We start from the raw sequence: 21,647 nt of genomic DNA, 5'->3' as shown, positions 1-21,647 counted from the left end.
AGAATATTTTTAGTGATGAAGCTAATTATTTTGTTAACGATTGCTTTTTCTTTTCAAGTTAAAGCAGATGTATTTGCCCAAAAGATCACCTTGTCAGAACACGGGGTATCGCTCGAAAAGATATTAAAGGATATCAATAAGCAAAGCGGCTATACCTTCTTTTATAAGAACAAGTTGTTGCAAAATATTCCTCCTGTATCTATCAATGTTAAAGATGCTGATATCAGGAATGTACTTGACATCTTATTAAAAGGACAGGCACTATCGTATAGCTTTGCCGAAAAAACCATTGTAATTAAAAGCAACGGTGAAACAAAGGGGGTGGAGGCTAATGAAAGCGGAGCGACCATAGCAAACATCGATATTAAAGGAACCGTGGTGGATGAGGCTGGCAGGCCTTTGCCCGGCGCTTCGGTAAAAATTAAGGGAACAGAGCAGGGGATGACTACCAATGAAAAAGGTGAATTTGCCTTTAAAAACATTCCTGAAAGCAGCACGCTTGTTATTTCCTTTATAGGCTACACAACTAAAGAAGTTCAGGCAGCGAAAGATCTCGGTATTATCGCACTTGTTCCCGGCAACGGCTTGCAGGAAATTGTTGTAGTAGGCTACGGAACCCAGCGCAAAGAACGGGTTACCGGATCTATTGTGTCCGTTGGCACCAAAGAGTTGCAGCAGAGCCCGGTTGCTAATTTAAGTAACGCGCTGGCCGGCCGCTTACCCGGTTTATTAACCATTCAAAATAGCGGTGAGCCGGGAGCGGATGGTTCTTATTTAAATATCAGGGGCTTCGGTACCACTAACAATTCGGCCCCATTGATCCTGGTTGATGGGATTCAAAGGGATTTTAGCGGGCTGGATGCCAACGAGGTAGAAAGTGTAAGTATCCTGAAAGACGCGGCCTCTACCGCTATATACGGTATTCAAGGTGCTAACGGCGTTGTATTGGTAACCACCAAACGCGGAAAAATTGGTACATCACGTATCTCCGCAACGGCGCAAAATGGCTGGCAATCTCCAACCGCTTTACCGCATTATGTCGATTCATATACCGGGCGGAAGCTTTATAAAGAAGGTTTGGTGAACGATGGCCTTTTTGCGGATACCAGTGCTTATACCGATGTTTTATTAAATAAATACCGCGACAGATCATCTCCCGCGTATCAGTATCTATATCCAAACGTTGATTGGACAAAAACAATGCTGAAGCCGTTTTCATACCTGTCGCAGGGTAATTTGAACGTGACCGGCGGTACCGAAAAAACAAGGTATTTTATCTCGTTATCCTATCTACAGCAAAACGGCTTATATAATTATGAAGACGCAGTAAGCCAGTATGATATCCAGGCCATAACCCATAAATACAACTTTCGTTCAAATATCGACCTAAACCTTACCAAAAACCTGTCGATGGAACTGAATCTGGGGGCCATTGTTTACGACAGGAATTACCCGGGTGCAAATGCCTCGCAGATATTTAATGATATTAAACAAACGCCTTCATGGTATTACCCGATAACCAACCCCGATGGTTCGCCTGGTGCCGCGCCTAATACCAATCAATCACCTTATGTCGATCTCACACAATCGGGTTATCAACGAAACTTTGAAACCTCGCTGCAATCTACCGCAGGCTTTAAGTGGGACCTGGGTTGGTTAACCAAGGGCCTGAGTACACGTGTGCGGTTATCTTTCGATAATGATAACTTCCGGAATGTAAATAGACCATTGTCTAATATCACCTATCAATATCTGTTAAACCAGGGAGTTCCTGACACCGAGACTGATCTGGCAGCCAACGGACATTACGTAATTGTAAACAATGGCACCGGTACGCTTGATTACCAGGTAAATGCCAACGGATCGCGCCGTACTGTATTGGAAGCCTATATTAACTACGACCGCGATTTTGGCAAACACTCTGTAAAAGCTATGGCCATTTATAACCAGTCGAGCTTTTTTGATGCCGTAGGTGGCGGTGTTGGAAATGCAAGCGCTGGTTTGCCTTACAAATATCAGGGTGTGCTGGGCCGTGCCGCTTATGCTTATGATGATCGTTACCTTGCCGAGTTTAACTTCGGTTATAATGGGTCTGAAAACTTTGCGCCGGGGCACCGGTTTGGATTTTTCCCCGCGGTTTCAGCAGGCTGGATAGCATCAAATGAACATTTTATTAAAGATAACTCATCGCTTAGTTTTATTGATCAACTTAAATTAAGGGGATCGTATGGTATTGTTGGTAACGATAAAATTGGCTCAAGCAGGTTTCTTTATTTAAGTACCTGGGTAAAAGAAACTAATGCCTATAAGTTTGGTTTTAACAGCGATGGTAATGGCTATGACGGCTACCTGGAAGGCCAGGCAGGCAATACTTTACTAACGTGGGAGCGGTCAAAAAAATTAAACCTGGGCCTCGATCTTAGTTTATGGAAAGGGATGTTCTCCCTTTCGGCCGATGTGTTTAAAGAACGCCGCAACAATATATTGGCTACCTCGCAACTGATACCGGCATTTATCGGTTTACCTCAAATTCCGGCGGTTAACGCGGGCATAACTGATAACAGGGGGTACGAGATCTCGCTTACCCACAGGCATGATTTTAGTAAAAAACAGGGATATAACATCACCATTAATTATGCATATGCAACTAACAAGATCCTGTTTTATGCCCAACCCGATTATCCCGGTCGCGAATGGCAGGCTTTAAAAGGTACAAGTATTAATGAGATATATGGTTATACCTCCCTTGGGTTATTTAAAAACCAGCAGGACATTGATAACAGCCCATCGCAATCAAGCCTGGGAGTGACTAAGCCCGGGGATATTAAATACAAAGACCTTAACGGCGACGGCGTTATTAACAGCCTTGATGCCGGTTATCTTCCTGGCAAAGTGGCTAATCCAAAATCGCAGTTTGGTGTAGCATTGGGCTACCATTATGCAAATTTTGACCTGAGTTTGCTGTTCCAGGGTGGTTTGGGTGGTTCTACTTTACTGTCTGGATCCGGGGTATATACGTTTTCGAGATTTGCCAGCGCATTAACGCAGGTTGTTAATAACCATTGGGTACCTTCAAACCCGGATGCTAATTATATGTTCCCGCGTATTTCATCTGCTGATAACGTAAACAATCAGCAGGCTTCCACTTTCTGGATCTATTCTTCAAATTATATCCGTTTAAAAACCGTTGAATTGGGTTATACCTTGCCAACAACGTGGATGAAAAAGATAGGGATAGAGAACGCGCGCGTTTTTGTTAACGGCATCAACCTCTTAACCTGGAGCAAGCTTAAAGATTTCAACTTCGACCCCGAAATTGGCAACAACGGTACAGGAACTTATCCGCAGCAAAAGGTGATCAACGCCGGTTTAAGATTTACATTTTAAAATATTCAACATGAAAAGCAATAAACTTATATATCTGTTTTTAATCATCTGTATTTCTGTTGTTTCCTGTAAGAAATATCTGAACGTAGTGCCTACAGAGCTGGTTACGCAGGATGCTGTTTTTAGCAATGTCCAAAATGCAGAAGATGCCTGGGCTCACTTATATAAATCATTAAATAATAACGATGTGCAGTTCATCCACGGCGGAGGAACCGTTTTAGGGGCCTGTACAGATGAGTGCAAGAATCATTGGGAAAATGTACCTGAACTGGCTTTTAATTCGGGTGCGTGGAACGCTACGAATAACTCGCTTGATATTTGGGGCAGCGCTTACCAATATATCCGTTCGGCCAATATTTTCCTGGCAAGTATTGATAAAACGCCTATCCCCGCCTCACGGAGTGATTATTACTCGCCCCGCATCCCGCTTTACAAAGCGGAAGCAAGGTTTCTGCGTGCCAATCAGTATTTCGAATTATTCAGGAGGTATGGTGCTGTACCTTTGGTAAACACGGTTTTAGCCACTACCGACCCCGCCGCTACAACAACATCAAGAAACACCGTTGATGATGTGGTGAAATTTATCAGTTCGGAATGCGATGCTATTGCCGAAATTCTACCGGTAAATTATGCCAGCGGTTCAGCCGATTACGGGCGCATTACCAAGGGCGCGGCCCTGGCTTTAAAAGCACGTACATTATTGTATGCAGCAAGTCCATTGTTTAACGGCAATGCCATGTATGCAGGCGTTAAAAATGCTGATGGTACACAGCTGTTTCCACAGGCATATGATAACAATAAGTGGTTACTGGCAGCTAATGCAGCTAAGGCGGTACTTGATCTCAACGCTTACACACTATCAAATCCAAACCCATCAAACCCGGTTGATAACTACGCACAGTTATTTTTTACCCGGAATTATAATGAGATCATACTACCGCTGATTATGAGTAATAACCGGGATTTTGAAGGTAATTACCTGCCAAACGGACGGGACGCCAACGCTGTTAACGGCAACGGGAAAATGAGTGTTTTCCAGGAGCTGGTTGACTCGTACGAAATGAATAATGGACGACCAATAACCGATGCCCAATCCGGCTATCAAACTACCGGCTTTTGGAGTGGGCAGATGTGGGACGGTGTGAGAAACACCGCTGTCTCCAATATTTCGAACATGTATAAAAACAGGGATCCCCGCTTTTATGCCACCATATTTTTCCAGTATGATGTATGGAACTATACCAACAATGCCAGACCGCTTAAATTTGCCTGGTTTGGCAATAATGGCGGTGGCTGCGATGGATGGCCAAAACCCGGTACCAACTGTGAAACAGGTTACAATTGGCGCAAATGGGCCGATCCTGCTGTTAATTTAAAAGGTGGGGGCAACGCTAATCGTAACTTCCCGCTGATACGCCTTGCCGAGATCTACCTGATTTACGCAGAGGCGATGAATGAGTATTTAGGAGCTCCCAACAGTGACGTATACAATGCGGTAAACGCTGTAAGGAGCCGGGTATCTATGCCTGGCCTGCCAATTATAGCATCTGATAATACCAAAGAGGGGATGCGTAAAAGGATCCAAAACGAAAGGCGCGTTGAATTTGCCTTTGAAAATCAGCGTTTTTGGGATGTACGCCGTTGGCTGATAGCCAAAACCACTGATAATGGGAATATGCACGGAATGAACGCAAGGCCAACTCCTGAAGAACTGAATTCAACCGGGTTTGATCCTAACAGCGAGGCAGCGGGCGTAGCGGTATTTTACAAAACCGTAGTGGATCAGGGGCGCGTTTTTGCCGACAGGCATTACCTGATGCCTATTCCGCAAACAGAGATCAATATCGATCCGGCATTGATACAAAACTATGGATGGTAACCTAAACCCCAATAACGGTGCTTTCGTATTTTATCCATAGTGATACGATGTTACTACTGGTAAGTGCTTGAGCCGGCCAATTGATAAGGCGGTTGTTCTGAATAAGACAACCGCTTTAAATGGGCTGTTAAAAACCGTGAAACAGATGATAAGCATAGAGTTTTTGGCTTACGGTTTAATTTTATAGAAACCCTTATTTTTTCTTTTTATATCAGATACAACTGGATTTTTTAACCCGGCAGGATATACTATGCCCTTAGGGTCATTCCAGATCACAATTTAAATATTCATTTACATGATCATTACCTACAAACAAAAACTAATCATAATTTTTAGAACAGTGGTTTGGGCGCTCGTTCTGCTCAGCACCAAAACATACGGCCAAAATGGCTATCAATTAAGCCCAGACCCTAAGGCCGTAGTACAACTGGGAAACGCCCGTTTCACCGTACTTACCGATCAACTGGTGAGATTACAATGGGGGCAGCTCGCAAGTTATGATAACAGGGCCTCACTTGTTGTGGTTAATCGTAAGTTGCCCGTTCCTGCGTTCACCACCCGTACAGCCGATAATTGGTTTCACCTGAAAACAAACAAGATCGAACTTGCTTATAAGATCAATTCCGGCGTATTCGACAGCACCAATCTGAAAATTCGCTTTTTGAATGCCGATACGGTTTCCTGGAAACCGGGCCAGAAGCAGAAATTCAATTTAAAAGGAACCTCCCGCACACTGGATGGGCAGGATGGCGAAATGAACTTGTACAGCAAGCAAAAATTGCAACTGGAAGATGGGATACTTGCCAGGGATGGCTGGTTTTTCCTGGACGATTCCCGATCGCTTAGATTAGATAATTCCGATTGGCCCTGGGTAACCGCTCCTGGTGCTCCGAAACTGGATTGGTATTTTCTTGGTTACGGCGACGATTATAAATCCGCACTGTTGGATTTTAGCAAAATCGCCGGTCATGTGCCCATGCTGCCCCGATATGTATTTGGCTACTGGTGGTCGCGGTACTGGAGTTATTCGGATAATGAACTTCGGGAACTGGTTCAGAACCTTAAGCGGTTTGATGTGCCAACCGATGTTTTGGTAATTGATATGGACTGGCACACCAAAGGGTGGACAGGTTACACCTGGAACAAAAACCTTTTCCCTGATCCTGCCGGGTTTCTGAAATGGACAAAGGAAAATCATTTGAAAACTACTTTGAATCTGCATCCGGCAGATGGGATTCAATCAACAGAAGATGAGTATCGGAATTTTGCAACATACATGAAAGCCGATACCTCAAAAAGGCAAGCAATCCCGTTCGAGGCATCTAACAAGGCTTTCATGCGTGGCTTATTTGATATCGTGTTAAGGCCGATTGAAAAGGCCGGCGTTGATTTCTGGTGGCTGGATTGGCAGCAATGGCCAAATGACAACAATATCCCGGCGCTAAGTAACACATGGTGGCTTAACTACACCTTTTTTACCGATAAGGCCATGCATGGTCAAACCCGGCCCTTGCTGTATCACCGTTGGGGAGGTCTGGGCAACCACCGTTACCAGATCGGTTTTTCGGGAGATACTTTCATGTCGTGGGAATCCTTAGCTTATGAACCTTATTTTACAAGCACAGCCTCCAATGTTTTGTATAGCTACTGGAGCCATGATATTGGCGGGCACATCCTTAAAGGGAATGAAAAAGGGGTAGAGCCGGAGCTTTATACCCGTTGGCTGCAATATGGAGGTTTCAGCCCTATCATGCGGACGCACTCTACCAAAAACGCGGCGATCAAAAAAGAGATCTGGAACTTCGGGCCTGAATATGCTAAAGCTCAGCATGATGCCATCAGGCTGCGGTATGAGCTTGTTCCCTACATTTACACCATGTCCAGAAAAACCTTTGAAACAGGGATTGGACTTTGCCGCCCAATGTATTACGATTACGCGAAACAGCCGGAAGCTTATACATACAATGAAGAATACATGTTTGGCGATAATATGCTGATCAGGCCGGTAACAACACCGTCTAAAGATGGGTTCGCTACCGTTAAAGTTTGGCTGCCGGCAGGAAACGACTGGTACGAATGGCACACCGGAACTTTGCTAAAGGGAGGGCAGGTTGTTGAACGCTCATTTTCCATCGATGAATATCCTATATATGTGAAAGCTGGTTCAGTAATACCGATGTATAACGACCAGATACAAAACCTCGACAAAAATCCTAATAATGTAACAATAGGAGTTTTCCCAGGCAGCAATGGTAAATTCCAGCTTTATGAGGATAACGGAAACGACAAAAATTATGGTAGCGAATTTGCCACAACAAGTATATCAATGCAGCGGACAGGCGTTGAACAGGTTGTAAATATAAATCCCACAGTTGGTAAATATTACGACATACTTTCGCGCAGAAAATTTACAGTCAAATTGTTCGGCACTCAGCCTCCCTCAAAAATATTATTGAATGGCAAACCGCTGCAATTTAACCCGGAAAATCGTGACGGTAGCTGGAATTATGATGGCTCCAATTTATGTTTAAATATCCTGCTTCCGGATCAGGATTGTAGGATTGGCCAGCAAATACGTATAAGCTATGATGCTGCACAAGCGCCTGTGTTAACTGCCGGACTTGTTGAGAAATTTAAGCGCTTGTTTATGATAACTGCCGCACTAAAAAGTGGAGATAATGGTAATGAAGGTATGTATATCCCCAAAAACCTTGGTGTTGCAGAGGAAACCAATCGTTTACTAAGCTATCATCCGGATAATTTTCAAGATTATTTAAAGCAGTTTGAACATGCTTATAAGCTTATACCCGATGAAATAAAATTGATTAGGCAGTTGGATGAGCAGAAAAAGACTAAGTTAATAGGTTTTCTTCAATAACAGGAGGATAATCAATTTGTATACCCTGAAAATAAAAAGCCTTCAAATGATATCATTTGAAGGCTTTTTGCTGCTTTAAATATTGAATTTGCTGAATAAAAGAGAATCTGCCATTTAAACAGCTATTCAGCCTTCCACCAGGCGTTACTGACAAACTCTTCTTTCGTTCGCTGATCCGGTGTTGTTTCGCTTACATCTATTCAAAGACCAAAAAACACCCTATCTCCAGCCCCCACCCAAAGCCCGGTAAAGGTTTACTACCGCCTGCAATTCCTGCAACTTATCATTTACCCCGCTTAATTGGGCTGATAAAAGATTTTGTTCCGAAGTAAGCACGTCGGTATAATTTGTAGCCGAACTAAAACGCAACAACTGCTGCGTATAGGTAACTGATTTTTGCAGGGCAGCAATTTGTTTAGCCCTCGCATCCTGTTTTTCAACCGCGGTTTGGTGGGCATAAAGCGCATCGGATACTTCCTGACCGGCTACCAGCAATGTTTTTTGGAAACTATTTAGCGCTTCCAGTTGCTGGGCCTGTGCAGTGCGCAGGCGAGCCTTGTTAACGCCCTGGTTAAATATGGGCTGGGTTAAGCCGCCAACAATATTATAAAACACCGAATGATCGAAAAAATCCTTCAGCTGCAGGCTTGAAAATCCACCCGAAGCAGTAATAGTGAACTGGGGGTAAAAATAACCCCGCGCCACATTGGTGTTTTCAAAAGCCACCCTAAAAGCATATTCGCCTTGTTGCACATCCGGGCGGTTTGCAAGCAGTTGTGAAGGTACACCGGTTTGTAAAGGCGCTACGATATTTTGGCCTGAAAGATTGGTACGGTTTACAGGCCCTGGCGCACGGGCAAGCAAAATATCCAGGGCGTTCTCTGTTTCGCGGATGCTGCGTTTCAAATCAGGAATGGATACCTCGGCTGCGTACCTGTTGGCTTCGCTTTGAACCACGGCGGCACCGGTAACTACCGCGCCTTCTTTTAGCTTTTTCATAGCCTCCACATCTTTTATGCGGTTTGCTAACGTTTCCCTGGTTATTGCCAGTTGCTGATCAAGCGACAGCAGTAAGAAGTAATTATTAGCAATATCGGCTATCAGCTGGGTTTGTACCGCACGTTTTGCAGCATCGGTTTGCAGGTAGCCTGCAAGTGCAGCCCGTTTTGCGCTGGTCAGTTTCCCCCAGATGTCTGCCTCCCATGAAGTGGTTAAGCCTGCCTGATAAGTTGTAGTTAGTGTATTAAACCCAATGCCTGAAGGGAAGTTAAGCCCCGCGGTTGATTGCTTTGAACGGGTTACGGAGGCATTCGCGCTTACGTTGGGCAACAAAGCGCCTTTGCTTTGCAATAGGGTGGCTTGTGCTTCAGCTATACGTTGAATGGCGTTTTTCAGGTCGAGGTTATTATTTAAGCCTTCCTGTATCAGCGCCTTTAAAGTGGTATCGGTAAAAAGTGTTTGCCAGGGCATAGTCGCCATCGTGGCGCTGTCGGAAGTGGTAACGTCGCGGTATAGATTGTTGGTTTTTACACCGGGTTGCTGGTACTTTTTATTAACCAGGCAGGATGATAGTGCAAACAGCAATATCGCGGGTAAAAAGGTGTATTTTATAACTTTTTTATGCATTACAAAAAGTAAAATTAATGTGAAGGAGTTGTTTCAGGTGTGTCGTCATCTTCGTCGCGATGCTTATTAAGCGGGCTGACACGTTCCTGCAATAGCTGAAATATAATGAACAACACAGGTATCACAAACACGCCGAACACCGTACCTACAAACATGCCTCCTACAGCACCCGCGCCGATGGAGCGATTGCCGTTAGCACCTGCCCCGGTAGAGAACATTAAAGGCATGATACCAAAAATGAAGGCGAAGGAAGTCATGAGGATAGGACGTAAACGCGCCTCGGCACCGGCGATTGCCGCAGGAATAATTTCCATTCCGGCCCTTCGCCTGTCGAGCGCAAACTCTACAATCAGGATGGCATTTTTGGCCAATAAACCAATAAGCATGATAAGCGAGATCTGTAAATAGATATTGCTGCCAATGTCAAAGATCCTTGCAAATATATAAGTGCCTGCCAAACCAACCGGCAGCGATAATAATACCGCGAAGGGAAGGATATAGCTTTCGTACTGGGCACTCAATAAAAAGTAAACGAACACAAGGCAAAGGACGAAGATGTATGCCGACTGTGTGCCTGTGCTTAATTCTTCGCGGGTAAGGCCCGAAAACTCATAGTCGTAACCGGCGGGCAGATTTTGCACTGCCGTTTCCTGGATGGCTTTAATGGCGTCGCCGGTACTGTAGCCCGGGTTAGGGGACCCTGATACCGATATGGCGGTAAACAGGTTAAAGCGCGAAATGGACTCCGGCCCAAATACCCTGCGTAAAGTAACAAAAGAGGTAATAGGCGCCATTACCCCGGCATTGTTGCGTACAAATATTTTGCTGAGCCCCGTTTGGTTGGTGCGGTAATCATAATCGGCCTGAACCATAACACGGTATTGCTTACCAAACTGGTTAAAGTTTGATGCATACAAGCCACCGTAATATCCCTGCAGGGTACCCAGTACGGAGTTCACGCTAACACCGGCTTCTTTACATTTGGCTACGTTTACATCAACCTGGAATTGCGGAAAGTTAGGGTTAAACGATGAATTTAGGTTCTGGATCTCTTTACGTTTGCGCAACGCAGCTTGAAAATCGTTACTTACTTTAAAAATTTCGTTAATGGTATGGCCGCCTTTATCCTGTAACTGAAACTCAAAGCCATCGCTGTTACCAAAACCCTGTAGGGTAGGGGGCGAAAAATAAAATACGCTCGCCTCACGCAGTCCGCTGGTTTTGGCGAAGAGTTGACTGATGATACTTTCAAGGCTTTGGTTTTTTTGCTTGCGGTGGTCCCAATCTTTTAGTTTGAGGATCACCATAGCATAGGCACTGCCCGACCCGGCCAAAAAGTTAAACCCCACCAATTTAAGCGAGTTTTCTACTTCAGGGAAGGTACGGCCAATGCTATCTATTTTAGTCGCGACGGCTTCGGTACGCTCCATTGATGATGCCGGCGGCAGGCTAATGGCGGCAAATATAGTCCCCTGGTCTTCATTAGGCACAAAGCTGGAAGGGGTGGTTTTTACCAAAAACGCGAATACCGCAGCAAACACCACGACGGTGGCGATAACGATCCATTTGCTGCGGGCTAAAAAGCTTACAGATTTTTGGTACTTGCCACTTACCACATCGAACGAGGTGTTGAACGCAACGTAAAACCTATTTATAAAACCGTGTTTGGGCTGACCTTTTTCGTGCGGTTTCAGAAATAGCGCGCACAGGGCCGGGCTTAAGGTCAAAGCGTTTACTGCAGATAAGATAATGGCAACGGCAAGCGTTATACCAAATTGCTTATAAAATACCCCGGTAGAGCCCGATATGAATGTAACCGGCAAAAACACCGCTGACATTACAAGGGTGATGGAAATGATTGCTCCGGAGATCTCATTCATCGCATCAACTGAAGCTTTTCGGGCCGATTTATAGCCTTGATCAAGTTTGGCGTGCACGGCTTCAACAACCACAATGGCATCATCCACTACTATACCGATAGCCAGTACCAATGCAAATAACGTAAGCAGGTTGATGGTAAACCCAAACAAGTTAAGAAAAAAGAATGTACCTATAATTGCTACCGGTACGGCAATAGCCGGGATCAATGTCGACCTGAAATCCTGTAGGAAAACAAACACTACAATAAATACCAATATAAAAGCCTCAATGAGGGTGCTGATAACTTTTTCTACCGATGCGTTCAAAAACTCGTTGGCATCGACAAGGTAGGCTATTTTGATCCCGGCCGGGAACTTTTGCGATGCCTGATCAATTATTTTCTTGGTCTCGTTGATTACATCATGAGCGTTTGATCCGGCAGTTTGACTAATAGCTACACCTACTGACGGCAAGCCGTTGGTTTGCTCAACAAACGAATAATCAAGTGCGCCAAGTTCAACACGGGCAACATCGCTCAGGCGTAACAGCTCGCCATTCCCTACCGATTTGATGATCATATCACCAAACTCTTTGGGCGTTTGCAGACGGCCTTTATAGCGTAAAACGTATTGAAATGGTTCGTGGCTGTTTTCACCAAATTTACCGGGGGCGGCTTCAATGTTCTGCTCGTTTAGCGCGTCCGTAATATCATCTGGTACCAAACTATACCGCGACATCACATCCGGTTTCAGCCAGATCCGCATTGAATAATCTTTTGAGCCGAATACCTGTGCCTGGCCTACACCGGTTACACGTTGAATTTGCGGTACCAGGTTGATCTTGGTATAGTTCTGCAAAAAAGTTTCATCATAGGTTTTGTTTTCGCTGTATAACGAAAATATGATAAGCTCGCTGCTCTGGCTTTTTGATACCGATACGCCCGATTGCGTAACAACAAGGGGCAACAGACTGGTAGCCCGCGATACACGGTTTTGAACGTTTACCGCCGCCAGGTCGGGATTGGTACCTACTTTAAAAAATACAGTGATAGATGCCGAACCATCATTACTGGCCGATGAGGTCATGTAGGTCATGTTCTCTACACCGTTAATCTGCTCTTCCAGCGGAATGATCACACTTTTAAGTACCACGTCGGCATTGGCGCCGCTGTAAAAAGCCTGCACCTGTACTGTAGGTGGCGCAATATCCGGGTACTGTGATACGGGTAATGTTGCAAGCCCGAGTACGCCGAGTATAACCAGGATCACTGATATTACGGTTGAAAGTACAGGACGCTCAATAAATTTTTTAAGCATGGTATTGCTTTATGTTTTTTGGATAAGATGTTTTGGGTTTATTTAGTATCGCCATAAACGCTTTGTGCGCTAACGGGAGCCGGTTTTATTACAGTGCCATCTTTTAAATTGCCGCTGCTTTCCAATATGATCATATCGCCTGCTTTTATACCATCAGTTGCTACATAAAACTGCCCCTCTGTATTGTTCATAACCTCTATCGCGGTGTTTTTAACCTTTTTTTGAGCGTCAACCACATATACAAAACGTTTGTTCTGTAATTCGTACGTGGCTGATTGTGGCACCAGAATAGCATTTTTAATCACATTGGGGATCCGCACAGTAGCGCTGCTTCCGCTCCTGATCACGCCTCGGGGGTTAATAAAATCGGCACGCATGTTGGCGGCACCAGTAGCTGTATTGATCAAGCCGTTAATGGTTTCAACGCGGCCGGTATGCTCGTAAATACTACTGTCGGGTAATATGAGCGATACATTTGGCAACTTTGCAATTTTGGCGCTCAGCGATGTTTTACCAGAGCTATCGCGGGTAAAGGCTAATAGCGCTTTTTCATTCAAGGCGAAATAGGCATATACATTCGCTGTATTGTAAACTGTAGTTAAAGGCTCGGTATTACCTGCACTTACAAGGCTTCCCAATTTATGTGGTAAAGAGCCTATTACACCATTAACAGGGCTTGTAATGGTTGTATAGCCCAAATTAACCTGAGCATTAACAAGTGCAGCTTTTGCCTGGGCCAATGCTGCGGCTTTTGATTGTTCATTGTACTCGGCCGTTTCCAGCTCGTATTTGCTGATGATATCCTGCTGTACCAAAGGTTTTACCTTATTAACCTGCATCCTGGCAAGGGCCAGGTCGGCCTCTGCGGTTTTAATCCCTGCCAGGGCGGTGCGCACCTCCTGCTCATATTGCGGCGCACTTATTTTAAAAAGCAACTGACCTTTGGTAACCGACGCACCTTCATCTACATAAATCTTTTCAACATAGCCATCAACTTTTGGGCGGATCTCAATGTTTTGCTGCCCCTGCAAGCTGGCGGGGTAGTCAACATTTAACGTGGCCTGCCTTGGCTGAAGTTCAAGTACCTTATAGTCAAGCACCTGTTCGGCTTGCCCGCCGTTGTTTTTGTCTTTGCCGTTGCCGCATGATGAAAGTGCCGCAATCACCAAAAATGATAGGATAGGAAATGCTTTTGGTAATGATTTTTTGTTGGTTAACCATTCGGTTTTTAAATTCATCAAACTGTGTTGGGTAAACATTTTGGATATAGTGTTTCTTGTGTTTAAATTCATTTACGGATTGAATCCTGTTTTTCGCGATGATTTTCGCTCAGAAGCTGTTTAAAAAGACGTATCATCATGATGGACCTATCAATTCCTGGTAACATAGGGATTGCTACTGAAACAGATCCGGACAGGTTGCACCAATAATTTTATCAAACAGTTTTTAACAGGCTTCTGCGTTTGATTGAAAATATCTAACCCTCAAAACTGCTCATTTTAAAGTGGATTGCCAAAATAATTGAACAATAGGTGACATCCCCTCATTTTATGAACCTGGCTAAGGCATGATTTTAAAAAAAATAGGAATAAGCTCGTTTAGAAGTCAACTATCTTAAACGAAAAGATTAGACAAGCAACCGACGGAGTCAACTTTACTATTTAAGCTAACCGTCAAAACTGAATTTTTCCTTGAAAATTGGCTTACAGGCAGTAATCTGTTAATAGGGCCGTTGGGCTGCGGTAGTTTCGGAAAATCCTTAAATACAAAGTTCCAGAAAATGGGCTCGAGCTAAATTAGTTCATAAAGATGTAAAAGCCGTCAATCGCCCTAAATCATCCATAAAATAATTCGAGAAATACCCGGATGGGCACACTGAAACTGTAAAAACCACAATTCTGAACTGGAATTGCGGTTTTTTACTTTGCCATCTTTTTTAAAGTGCGTTTAAAGTAAATATGTGCACTTTTGGTTAGGGCATCAACATGTACGCCACAAACATTGATTTTTGCTCAACAATTGGGTTTGCCAAACCTGCAAGTGCAGATCTGTTCCGCAAATACCAATTCCTTCTTTAATTTCCGGCTTTTGCTGTTCTTTGAAAGCCAGCCGCCCTGGTTCCTCGCAAACTATTACCTGCATTCGATCTGTTTTAAAGCTTAAAAATCTGTTTCATGAGCACCCATTTTTCCCCGTCTTTTGCCCAAGGGAGCGGCTGCTGAAATAGCCACATGAGTTGCTCCCATTCCTGTACTTTGGGGTTGAGTGCATCCATCGCTTCTTTTCTTTTTGACTCATATTGATCGCTTGTTTCCATGATCATAAACAACCGGTTCCCGGTACGATAGATCTGCATATCGAGGATGTCTGCATCCAGTATGCTTTTGCGTATTTCCGGCCAACTATTTTCAGCCTTATGCCAATGCTCGTATTCTGCTATTAATTGCGGATCATCCTTTAAATCAAGGGCCAAACAGTATCTTTTCATAGTGATATTTATTTTTATAGGTAGATAGAAGCGTACGATTCATCAACTAAACCGTATTGTTTCATTTCTTTCCAAAACTGTGCTGGGACCTTTAAAGTGGCCAACGCGACATTTTGGGCAACCCTATCGGGATTGGTAGTATTCAAGGCAATACTTTTAACGCCTGGTCCATTTAATCCAAAAGCCACACAGGCACCTGCCGGTTTTATTTTATGGTCTGCACATAAGCCATAAAATAATTCGCGCCAATTATACAAATGCTTGTCTTTAACCGGATCAGTCAACCGGTAATTATAGTAAGCCGACCCGGTTAAAAATCCACCGTTAAAAACGGCTGAATTAATGATCAAAGTCCCTTGATTTTCAAGTTCCTGCATAAATTCTATTAATTCAGGGGGGTGGCTGTGGACAGTCATACTATTGGCAATCATTACCCAATCCAACTTTACATCATGAGCTATCTTTTTAATAATCCGCCAGTCCTTTGAACCTACGCCGATGCCTTTCACTTTACCATCCCGTTTCAACTCATTCAACGCGCGGTAAGCTTCTAATATATCCCGGTAGCGTTGTGCTTGTTCCTGCTCGTCTTTTGCTGCGTTAAGATATTCATCCGGGTCATGTACCGACACCAGTTCTGCATGGTAATTGCCCAGCAGGTCATTTCCTTGTTCATAGCATTCCAGGATGCCTTCATAGCTTATTCGTTGAACGGCGTCATATTTCAGGTCACGCCAAACGCCTGGTTCAAAAGTAGGTTCGGGAGTTTTTAAATCGGTACGCAGCCAGCCTAATTTATTGCTGATAAGCACATCTGAAGGGTTTATCTTCAATTGTTCTAAAGCGCTCCCCAGCGATTCGAGCGCCAGCCCTGCGCCGTATTTGCCGGCAGAGTCAAATACAGCCGGCTCAGGGGAGTGCCTGATGCTTTCGGCAACTATAGCACATTTAATTTCATCAGAAAGCGCTACATATAAATTTCCTAACCCGCTGGTTCCAAAAATTATTTTAGGCAGATTGATTTCTTGCATGTTAAAATGGGTTGTGGTTAAAGGATAGCTGAAACCGGTACACTTTCAGGTTCCACTTTTACACGATGGCCTTTTAATCCAAAAAAGGCTACTACAGCAAAGCATACTAATGGTACCACATATCCGTATTGAATATTACCCGTTACATCGCTGATATAACCAAACACTCTTGGCAATATTGCACCGCCGACAATGGACATAATGATCAGGCTGCTGCCAAATTCGGTATCACCTTTTAAATTATTTATGCCCAGCGCAAAAATGGTTGGAAACATGATCGACATAAAGAAACATATAGCCATAACCGTATAAACGGTGATCATACCATGACTTAAAATGGCAATCGCGCAAAGTAAGATATTAATGCCTCCATAGGCGGCAAGTAAACTTGCAGAACTATAATACCGCATTAAGAAAGTACCGATAAACCTGCCGATCAGGAATGCAAAACCGCATAGTCCCAAATTGTCTGCCGCTTTTACTTCTGAGATGCCGGCAGATTTTGTTGCATAGAGGATAAATAAGCTAAATACACAAACTTGCGCACCCACATAAAAAAACTGCGCTGCAACACCCCATGCTAAATGACGGTGCTTTAGAGCGTGAAAAATGTTTTTACTGGCGGTATGCCCTTCATGTTGCTGGATCCGGGGCAGATGTGTAAATGCAAAAATTATGGCGATAAGTACCAGTACACTGCCTAAAATAAAATAAGGCATTTTCACGGAAGAAGCCTCGGCGGCAAGCGCCAGTTTTCTGCCTGCCTCAGTCATTACACTCAATTGTGCCGCGGTGTACCCTTTAGTGAGGATAATACGTGCACCAATAATCGGAGCCAGAGTGGCTGCAAGCCCGTTAAATGATTGGGCAAAGTTAAGCCTTTGTATAGAGGTTGCCGGATGTCCTAATGAAGAAGCATACGGATTGGCGGCGGTTTCTAAAATGGTTAACCCGCAGGCAATGATAAATAAGGCCACCAGGAAAAATGTGTACTGTTGAGTATTGGCTGCTGGTATAAATAAATAAGAGCCAAATGCAAAAACAAGCAGGCCGGTTATAATACCTGTTTTATAACCATATTTTTTCATGATGAAGCCCGCCGGCAAAGCCATCAAAAAGTAGGCAATAAATACAGCTGAATCCACCAGTGTAGCCTGAACTGTTGTGAGCGTGAACGACTTTTTTAAGTGAGGTATCAATATTGGGTCGAGATTATGGGCGAAACCCCATAAAAAGAATAAACTGGTTATTAGTATAAATGGAAAAAGAGTTTTATTCTTTGTCATGATCGGATAATTGTGTTTTACGTTTCTGTTGCCGGGTGAAAGGGCCATGCTTATTTATTGGCTGTAATTTTGGCTACCCATCCGCCCGAGGTATCCAAATGGATATCGATAATTGAACTTGCCGACACCTTTTTTTCAGACCGGGTTAAACTTTGAGGTGAGGACAACACATCCGCCCATGACGACAACGTATATTTACCCGCCGGTAAAAAATCCATTTTCAATTGAATTGTCCTTTCTGAGTCGTTGGTCATTGCACCGACGTACCAGTCTTTACCGCTTCTTTTGGCAACGATGATATATTCGCCCGGATAACCTCCCAGTACTCTGGTATCGTCCCAAACGGTAGGTATATTGTTCAAGAAATCGGCTCCTGATTTACCCAGAATATGCTCTGGCGCATCGCTGTAAACTGTAAACGGGCTTTCGTAAATCACAAATTTAGCCAGTTCGGCACAGCGGCTATTCATTACCTGGGTAGGGCTGCCTTTTCTGAACTCACTCTTCTTTACATTCAAGAACCCGCCGGGAGTATAGTCCATTGGTCCTGCCAACATACGGGTGAACGGTAATGTGGTATTGTGCCCTGCTGTTATCCTGGTCGAAAATTTGGAATATTCCTCACCTAAAACCCCTTCCCGGGTAATCATGTTAGGATAAGTACGCATGATGCCGTCGGGTTTAAATGCACCGTGAAAATCAACCATCAAGTGATACTGTGCAGCTGTTTTAATGATCCTACGGTACCAGTTTACCATTTGCTGATCGTCCCGGTCCATAAAATCAATTTTAACCCCGGCAATGCCCCATTGCTCATAAACTGGAAAAGCTTTTTCAAAATTATCATTCCGGTTAACATCAGAGCTGTATAGCCAAAGCCAGCATTTAACCTTTTTGGCTTTGGCGTACGCCAAAATTTCAGGCATGTTCAATTGCGGCGCAGGTTTGGTAATATCCGCTTCCGGCTTGTTAAACGCACCATACCATTGCCAATCAATAAGCATGTAAGGCCAGTGTTGTGCCGATGCGAGGTCTATGTACTTTTTAATTGTAGACATATCCATCTTTACATCACCGCTCCACCAGTTATCCCAGGCGCTCATGCCAGGCTTGATCCAGCTTGCATCTTTTAGTGCGCAGGCGGGGTTCAGGTTCTGGATCAGTTCCGATTCAATTAATTTACCCGGCGAACTTGCCAGCATTACTACACGCCAGGGTGTGAGCAGATTATTAGCGAAACGCGCCTTAACCCCGTTCTCACTTTCGCCGGGCAGGGGTGATAGCTTGGTGATCAGGTCAATTTTACCAGTTGCTGTGGTGTCTGTTTTTAAGGATCCTATGTAAAATCCAGGATAATTGTCAATGTTAGCCTCTGTAATTGCCGTATAATGGCTCTGATCTAACTCGACCAGCAGGGGTAAACCGGCAATTGTTTTTTCTGTGATATGGTTTAGGTATTTGGGTTGAAATTCAGTCTCCTGAGAAGAGGTATAACTACCATAGTCTGCCACCCAAGTCTTTGCTTTTGCAGGTAAGTTGAAGCTGGTAAGCTCTCTTACTATCTGCCGGTCGCCGATTTTATCGGCCCCTAATAACTGGTAGCGAAAGGCAATCCCATCATCATAAGCCCTGAACCAGATTTTCATCCGGCGCATGGGGCCTGATTTTTCTACCAGCGACAGCTCCAGTTCATTGTAACGGTCGGCTACGGTTCCGTGCTTTGTTTTTACTATAGGTACCCAGGTTTGGTTAACGGAATGCTCAACATGGCCGGTTATGGCCATATTTGCGCCGATAGCCGGTTCATCTTTAAACTCGAAACCCAGTGAAGAGGGATTGATAATTGTTAAGCCATTGCTTGAAACTGTATATTGCAGGCTGTTGGTATTATTTATCTCCACCACATTTTTTTTATCCGGCGATACCAACTTAAAAGTTTGGGCTAAAGAAGGAGCTGCCATTGAAACGGCAGTAATCAGTATGTAAAAAGTTTTCTTATTCATGATATTGATTAGATAGCTCCTTCTATTTTTAAAACGAATGCGTCTTTACACGGAGCGTTTTCAGGCAGTTTTACTTTAAGGCCCGCTTCGGTCTGCTCAAAGCTCAGTTTGTCGTTTCCAAGCAGGCTTACGCTGCTGATGTTGCCTGTTTCATTGCCTTTTGCTAACTTTTTAACAAGTGCTTCGTTCCCGGCAGGCCAACCCAGCATAGTGGCGTAAAGAGTTTTACCTTTTGTGGTAAACCGGATATCTTCGGCCCCGAATGGCTTGCCTTTACCTTCATTAAAGCCCTGTGCGTTGATAGGCGCCGCCGAATCTGTTGCCGGGCCTTCCCCAAATACATTCCATGGCCGGGTGCCATAAATTGCTTCGCTGTTAACCTGCATCCAGGCACCTATACCTTCTACTACTGCACGTTCTTCGCTATCAAGGGTACCGTCACCACGTAATGGTATGTTTAAGAGCAGGTTGCCATTTTTACTTACAATATCAACCAGGGTATGAACCACGGTTTTGGCACTTTTATAATGTTTATTATCAAATATGCGGCGATCATAATGCCATGAGCCAATACAGGTATCTGTTTGCCACGGTAGGGGCTCTATCTGGTTGCTCTGTCCGCGTTCTATATCCCATATCATGCATTTACGCTGTTGTTCATTCAATACTTTACCGAATAGTGCTGCTTGTAGTTTGCCGTGTTTTTTAATACTGGTATTGTACATATGCGCTGCTATTTTTAAGCCGGCATCGCTTACCGGCCAAAGCGGTAATGCTGTATCATCAAAATAGATCAGTTCGGGCCCATACTTATCTATCAGCTCTATAGTGCGCTTCAAAAACTTGTCACAGTAAGCTTTATCAGGCACACTTGCGCCATTACCCCAGTCCCAGTGAGCGCCCATGCTGTCATCATTAAGACTATCCTTGCTTAGGGCATGATTTTGTGCATATAGTTCCTGAGGGTCATAGCCGCTCCACCATTTACCTGCGCCATCTGCTTTGGTAAGCTTTCCATCGTAAGGGATGCCAGCATAAGGCCCGGTTTTATCTGCGCGCTGTGCAACCTCGTACCAGGTCCAGGGATGGGAGGCGTGTACCGTTACACCGAAAGGCAGGCCATGTTCTTTAGCAGCTTTGGCCCAGCCGCCAACCAGGTCTTTTTTTGGCCCCAGTTTGGTAGAGTTCCAGCTTTGGTATTTGCTATCGTAAAGGTCAAAATTATCATGGTGATTGGCCAGTGCCATAAAATATTTGGCCCCCGCCTGTTTGTACAAGCCTACCAATTCATCGGGGTTCCAGTTCTCGGCCTTCCATTCATTAATAACATCTTTAAAACCAAATTTTGAAGGGTGGCCATATTTCTGAACGTGGTATTTGTATTGGTCGCTGCCTTCCTGATACATGCCGCGCGCATACCAGTCGCCGCGTTCGGGCTGACATTGCGGGCCCCAATGTGCCCATATACCAAACTTGGCATCACGAAACCAATCAGGTACCTGATATTGGGCCAAGGAATCCCAAGCGGGCTTAAACGGACCGGAGGCAATGTCAGCATTTAAATTTGGTTGCAGCAAACTACTGCCGAAGGCCCTTGACAAATACAAGGAAGAGAATCCTGTAGCTATGCCTTTTATTAATGTTCTTCTTTTCATAATTAAGTTTGGCGTAAAAAAACAGCTATCCTGATCAGCCCATATAGATAAATAGCCGGAGCTTTAATAAACCTCAATAAGTGGCTATCTATAATTGGTTAACCAGTAATTCGCGTTATTCGATCAATAATTGATAATCATCCAAATTTCTTTGAAATAATAATTAAATAATTGGCCTAATGGGACTTTTTTTTGTATAAAACCGACTTTTTGAGCGATGGGAAATGCGAATTATTGA

The 21,647-nt window shown here is 44.2% G+C and carries 11 protein-coding genes; 3 read left to right on the top strand and 8 right to left on the bottom strand.

Features of this window, described 5'->3' with window-relative positions; translation table 11 throughout:
- The first annotated feature begins 15 nt into the window (after positions 1–15).
- The 3 genes from AC1DUD_RS07835 to AC1DUD_RS07825 all read left to right on the top strand — a co-directional run bounded on the left by AC1DUD_RS07835 (position 16) and on the right by AC1DUD_RS07825 (position 8,144).
- A complete protein-coding gene (locus tag AC1DUD_RS07835) occupies positions 16–3,387 on the top strand; it encodes a TonB-dependent receptor (RefSeq protein ID WP_477373302.1) in 3,372 nt (1,123 codons plus the stop codon).
- A 10-nt stretch (positions 3,388–3,397) separates the two neighbouring features.
- The gene (locus tag AC1DUD_RS07830; RefSeq protein WP_477373300.1) at positions 3,398–5,266 is read left to right on the top strand and encodes a RagB/SusD family nutrient uptake outer membrane protein; all 1,869 of its coding nucleotides are present in this window, start codon (positions 3,398–3,400) and stop codon (positions 5,264–5,266) included.
- Between the two features lie 295 nt (positions 5,267–5,561).
- Positions 5,562–8,144: a glycoside hydrolase family 31 protein gene (locus AC1DUD_RS07825; protein WP_477373298.1), complete on the top strand. Its 2,583-nt coding sequence runs from the start codon at positions 5,562–5,564 to the stop codon at positions 8,142–8,144.
- Positions 8,145–8,363: 219 nt separating this feature from the next.
- On the opposite strand, the gene AC1DUD_RS07820 is transcribed toward AC1DUD_RS07825, so the two are convergent.
- From AC1DUD_RS07820 to AC1DUD_RS07785, 8 genes are all read right to left on the bottom strand, one after another.
- Complete coding sequence (locus tag AC1DUD_RS07820; RefSeq protein ID WP_477373296.1) at positions 8,364–9,770, bottom strand: efflux transporter outer membrane subunit; 1,407 nt, start codon at positions 9,768–9,770, stop codon at positions 8,364–8,366.
- 14 nt (positions 9,771–9,784) lie between these two features.
- Complete coding sequence (locus AC1DUD_RS07815) at positions 9,785–12,946, bottom strand: efflux RND transporter permease subunit (RefSeq protein ID WP_477373294.1); 3,162 nt, start codon at positions 12,944–12,946, stop codon at positions 9,785–9,787.
- Between the two features lie 38 nt (positions 12,947–12,984).
- Positions 12,985–14,184 carry an efflux RND transporter periplasmic adaptor subunit gene (locus AC1DUD_RS07810; RefSeq protein ID WP_477373292.1) on the bottom strand — a complete coding sequence of 400 codons (1,200 nt, stop codon included), beginning with the start codon at positions 14,182–14,184 and terminating at the stop codon, positions 12,985–12,987.
- A gap of 914 nt (positions 14,185–15,098) precedes the next feature.
- Entirely contained in the window at positions 15,099–15,434 is a 336-nt protein-coding gene (locus AC1DUD_RS07805; protein ID WP_477373290.1) for an L-rhamnose mutarotase, read from the bottom strand.
- A 14-nt stretch (positions 15,435–15,448) separates the two neighbouring features.
- Positions 15,449–16,465: an aldo/keto reductase gene (locus tag AC1DUD_RS07800; RefSeq protein WP_477373288.1), complete on the bottom strand. Its 1,017-nt coding sequence runs from the start codon at positions 16,463–16,465 to the stop codon at positions 15,449–15,451.
- 17 nt (positions 16,466–16,482) lie between these two features.
- The gene (gene fucP / locus AC1DUD_RS07795) at positions 16,483–17,751 is read right to left on the bottom strand and encodes an L-fucose:H+ symporter permease (RefSeq protein ID WP_477373286.1); all 1,269 of its coding nucleotides are present in this window, start codon (positions 17,749–17,751) and stop codon (positions 16,483–16,485) included.
- A gap of 50 nt (positions 17,752–17,801) precedes the next feature.
- Entirely contained in the window at positions 17,802–19,754 is a 1,953-nt protein-coding gene (locus AC1DUD_RS07790; RefSeq protein WP_477373284.1) for a glycoside hydrolase family 97 protein, read from the bottom strand.
- An 8-nt stretch (positions 19,755–19,762) separates the two neighbouring features.
- Positions 19,763–21,409 carry an alpha-L-fucosidase gene (locus tag AC1DUD_RS07785; RefSeq protein ID WP_477373282.1) on the bottom strand — a complete coding sequence of 549 codons (1,647 nt, stop codon included), beginning with the start codon at positions 21,407–21,409 and terminating at the stop codon, positions 19,763–19,765.
- Positions 21,410–21,647: the final 238 nt, after the last annotated feature.

Source organism: Mucilaginibacter sp. P4_A11, assembly GCF_056402535.1.
Note: the sequence above shows the minus strand (reverse complement) of the source record. Positions and strands in the feature narration are given on the sequence as shown.

Coding starts and splice junctions, on each gene's coding strand:
- AC1DUD_RS07835 (WP_477373302.1), top strand. CDS start 16: ATGAAGCTAATTATTTTGTTAACGATTGCTTTTTCTTTTCAAGTTAAA.
- AC1DUD_RS07830 (WP_477373300.1), top strand. CDS start 3,398: ATGAAAAGCAATAAACTTATATATCTGTTTTTAATCATCTGTATTTCT.
- AC1DUD_RS07825 (WP_477373298.1), top strand. CDS start 5,562: ATGATCATTACCTACAAACAAAAACTAATCATAATTTTTAGAACAGTG.
- AC1DUD_RS07820 (WP_477373296.1), bottom strand. CDS start 9,770: ATGCATAAAAAAGTTATAAAATACACCTTTTTACCCGCGATATTGCTG.
- AC1DUD_RS07815 (WP_477373294.1), bottom strand. CDS start 12,946: ATGCTTAAAAAATTTATTGAGCGTCCTGTACTTTCAACCGTAATATCA.
- AC1DUD_RS07810 (WP_477373292.1), bottom strand. CDS start 14,184: ATGAATTTAAAAACCGAATGGTTAACCAACAAAAAATCATTACCAAAA.
- AC1DUD_RS07805 (WP_477373290.1), bottom strand. CDS start 15,434: ATGAAAAGATACTGTTTGGCCCTTGATTTAAAGGATGATCCGCAATTA.
- AC1DUD_RS07800 (WP_477373288.1), bottom strand. CDS start 16,465: ATGCAAGAAATCAATCTGCCTAAAATAATTTTTGGAACCAGCGGGTTA.
- fucP (WP_477373286.1), bottom strand. CDS start 17,751: ATGACAAAGAATAAAACTCTTTTTCCATTTATACTAATAACCAGTTTA.
- AC1DUD_RS07790 (WP_477373284.1), bottom strand. CDS start 19,754: ATGAATAAGAAAACTTTTTACATACTGATTACTGCCGTTTCAATGGCA.
- AC1DUD_RS07785 (WP_477373282.1), bottom strand. CDS start 21,409: ATGAAAAGAAGAACATTAATAAAAGGCATAGCTACAGGATTCTCTTCC.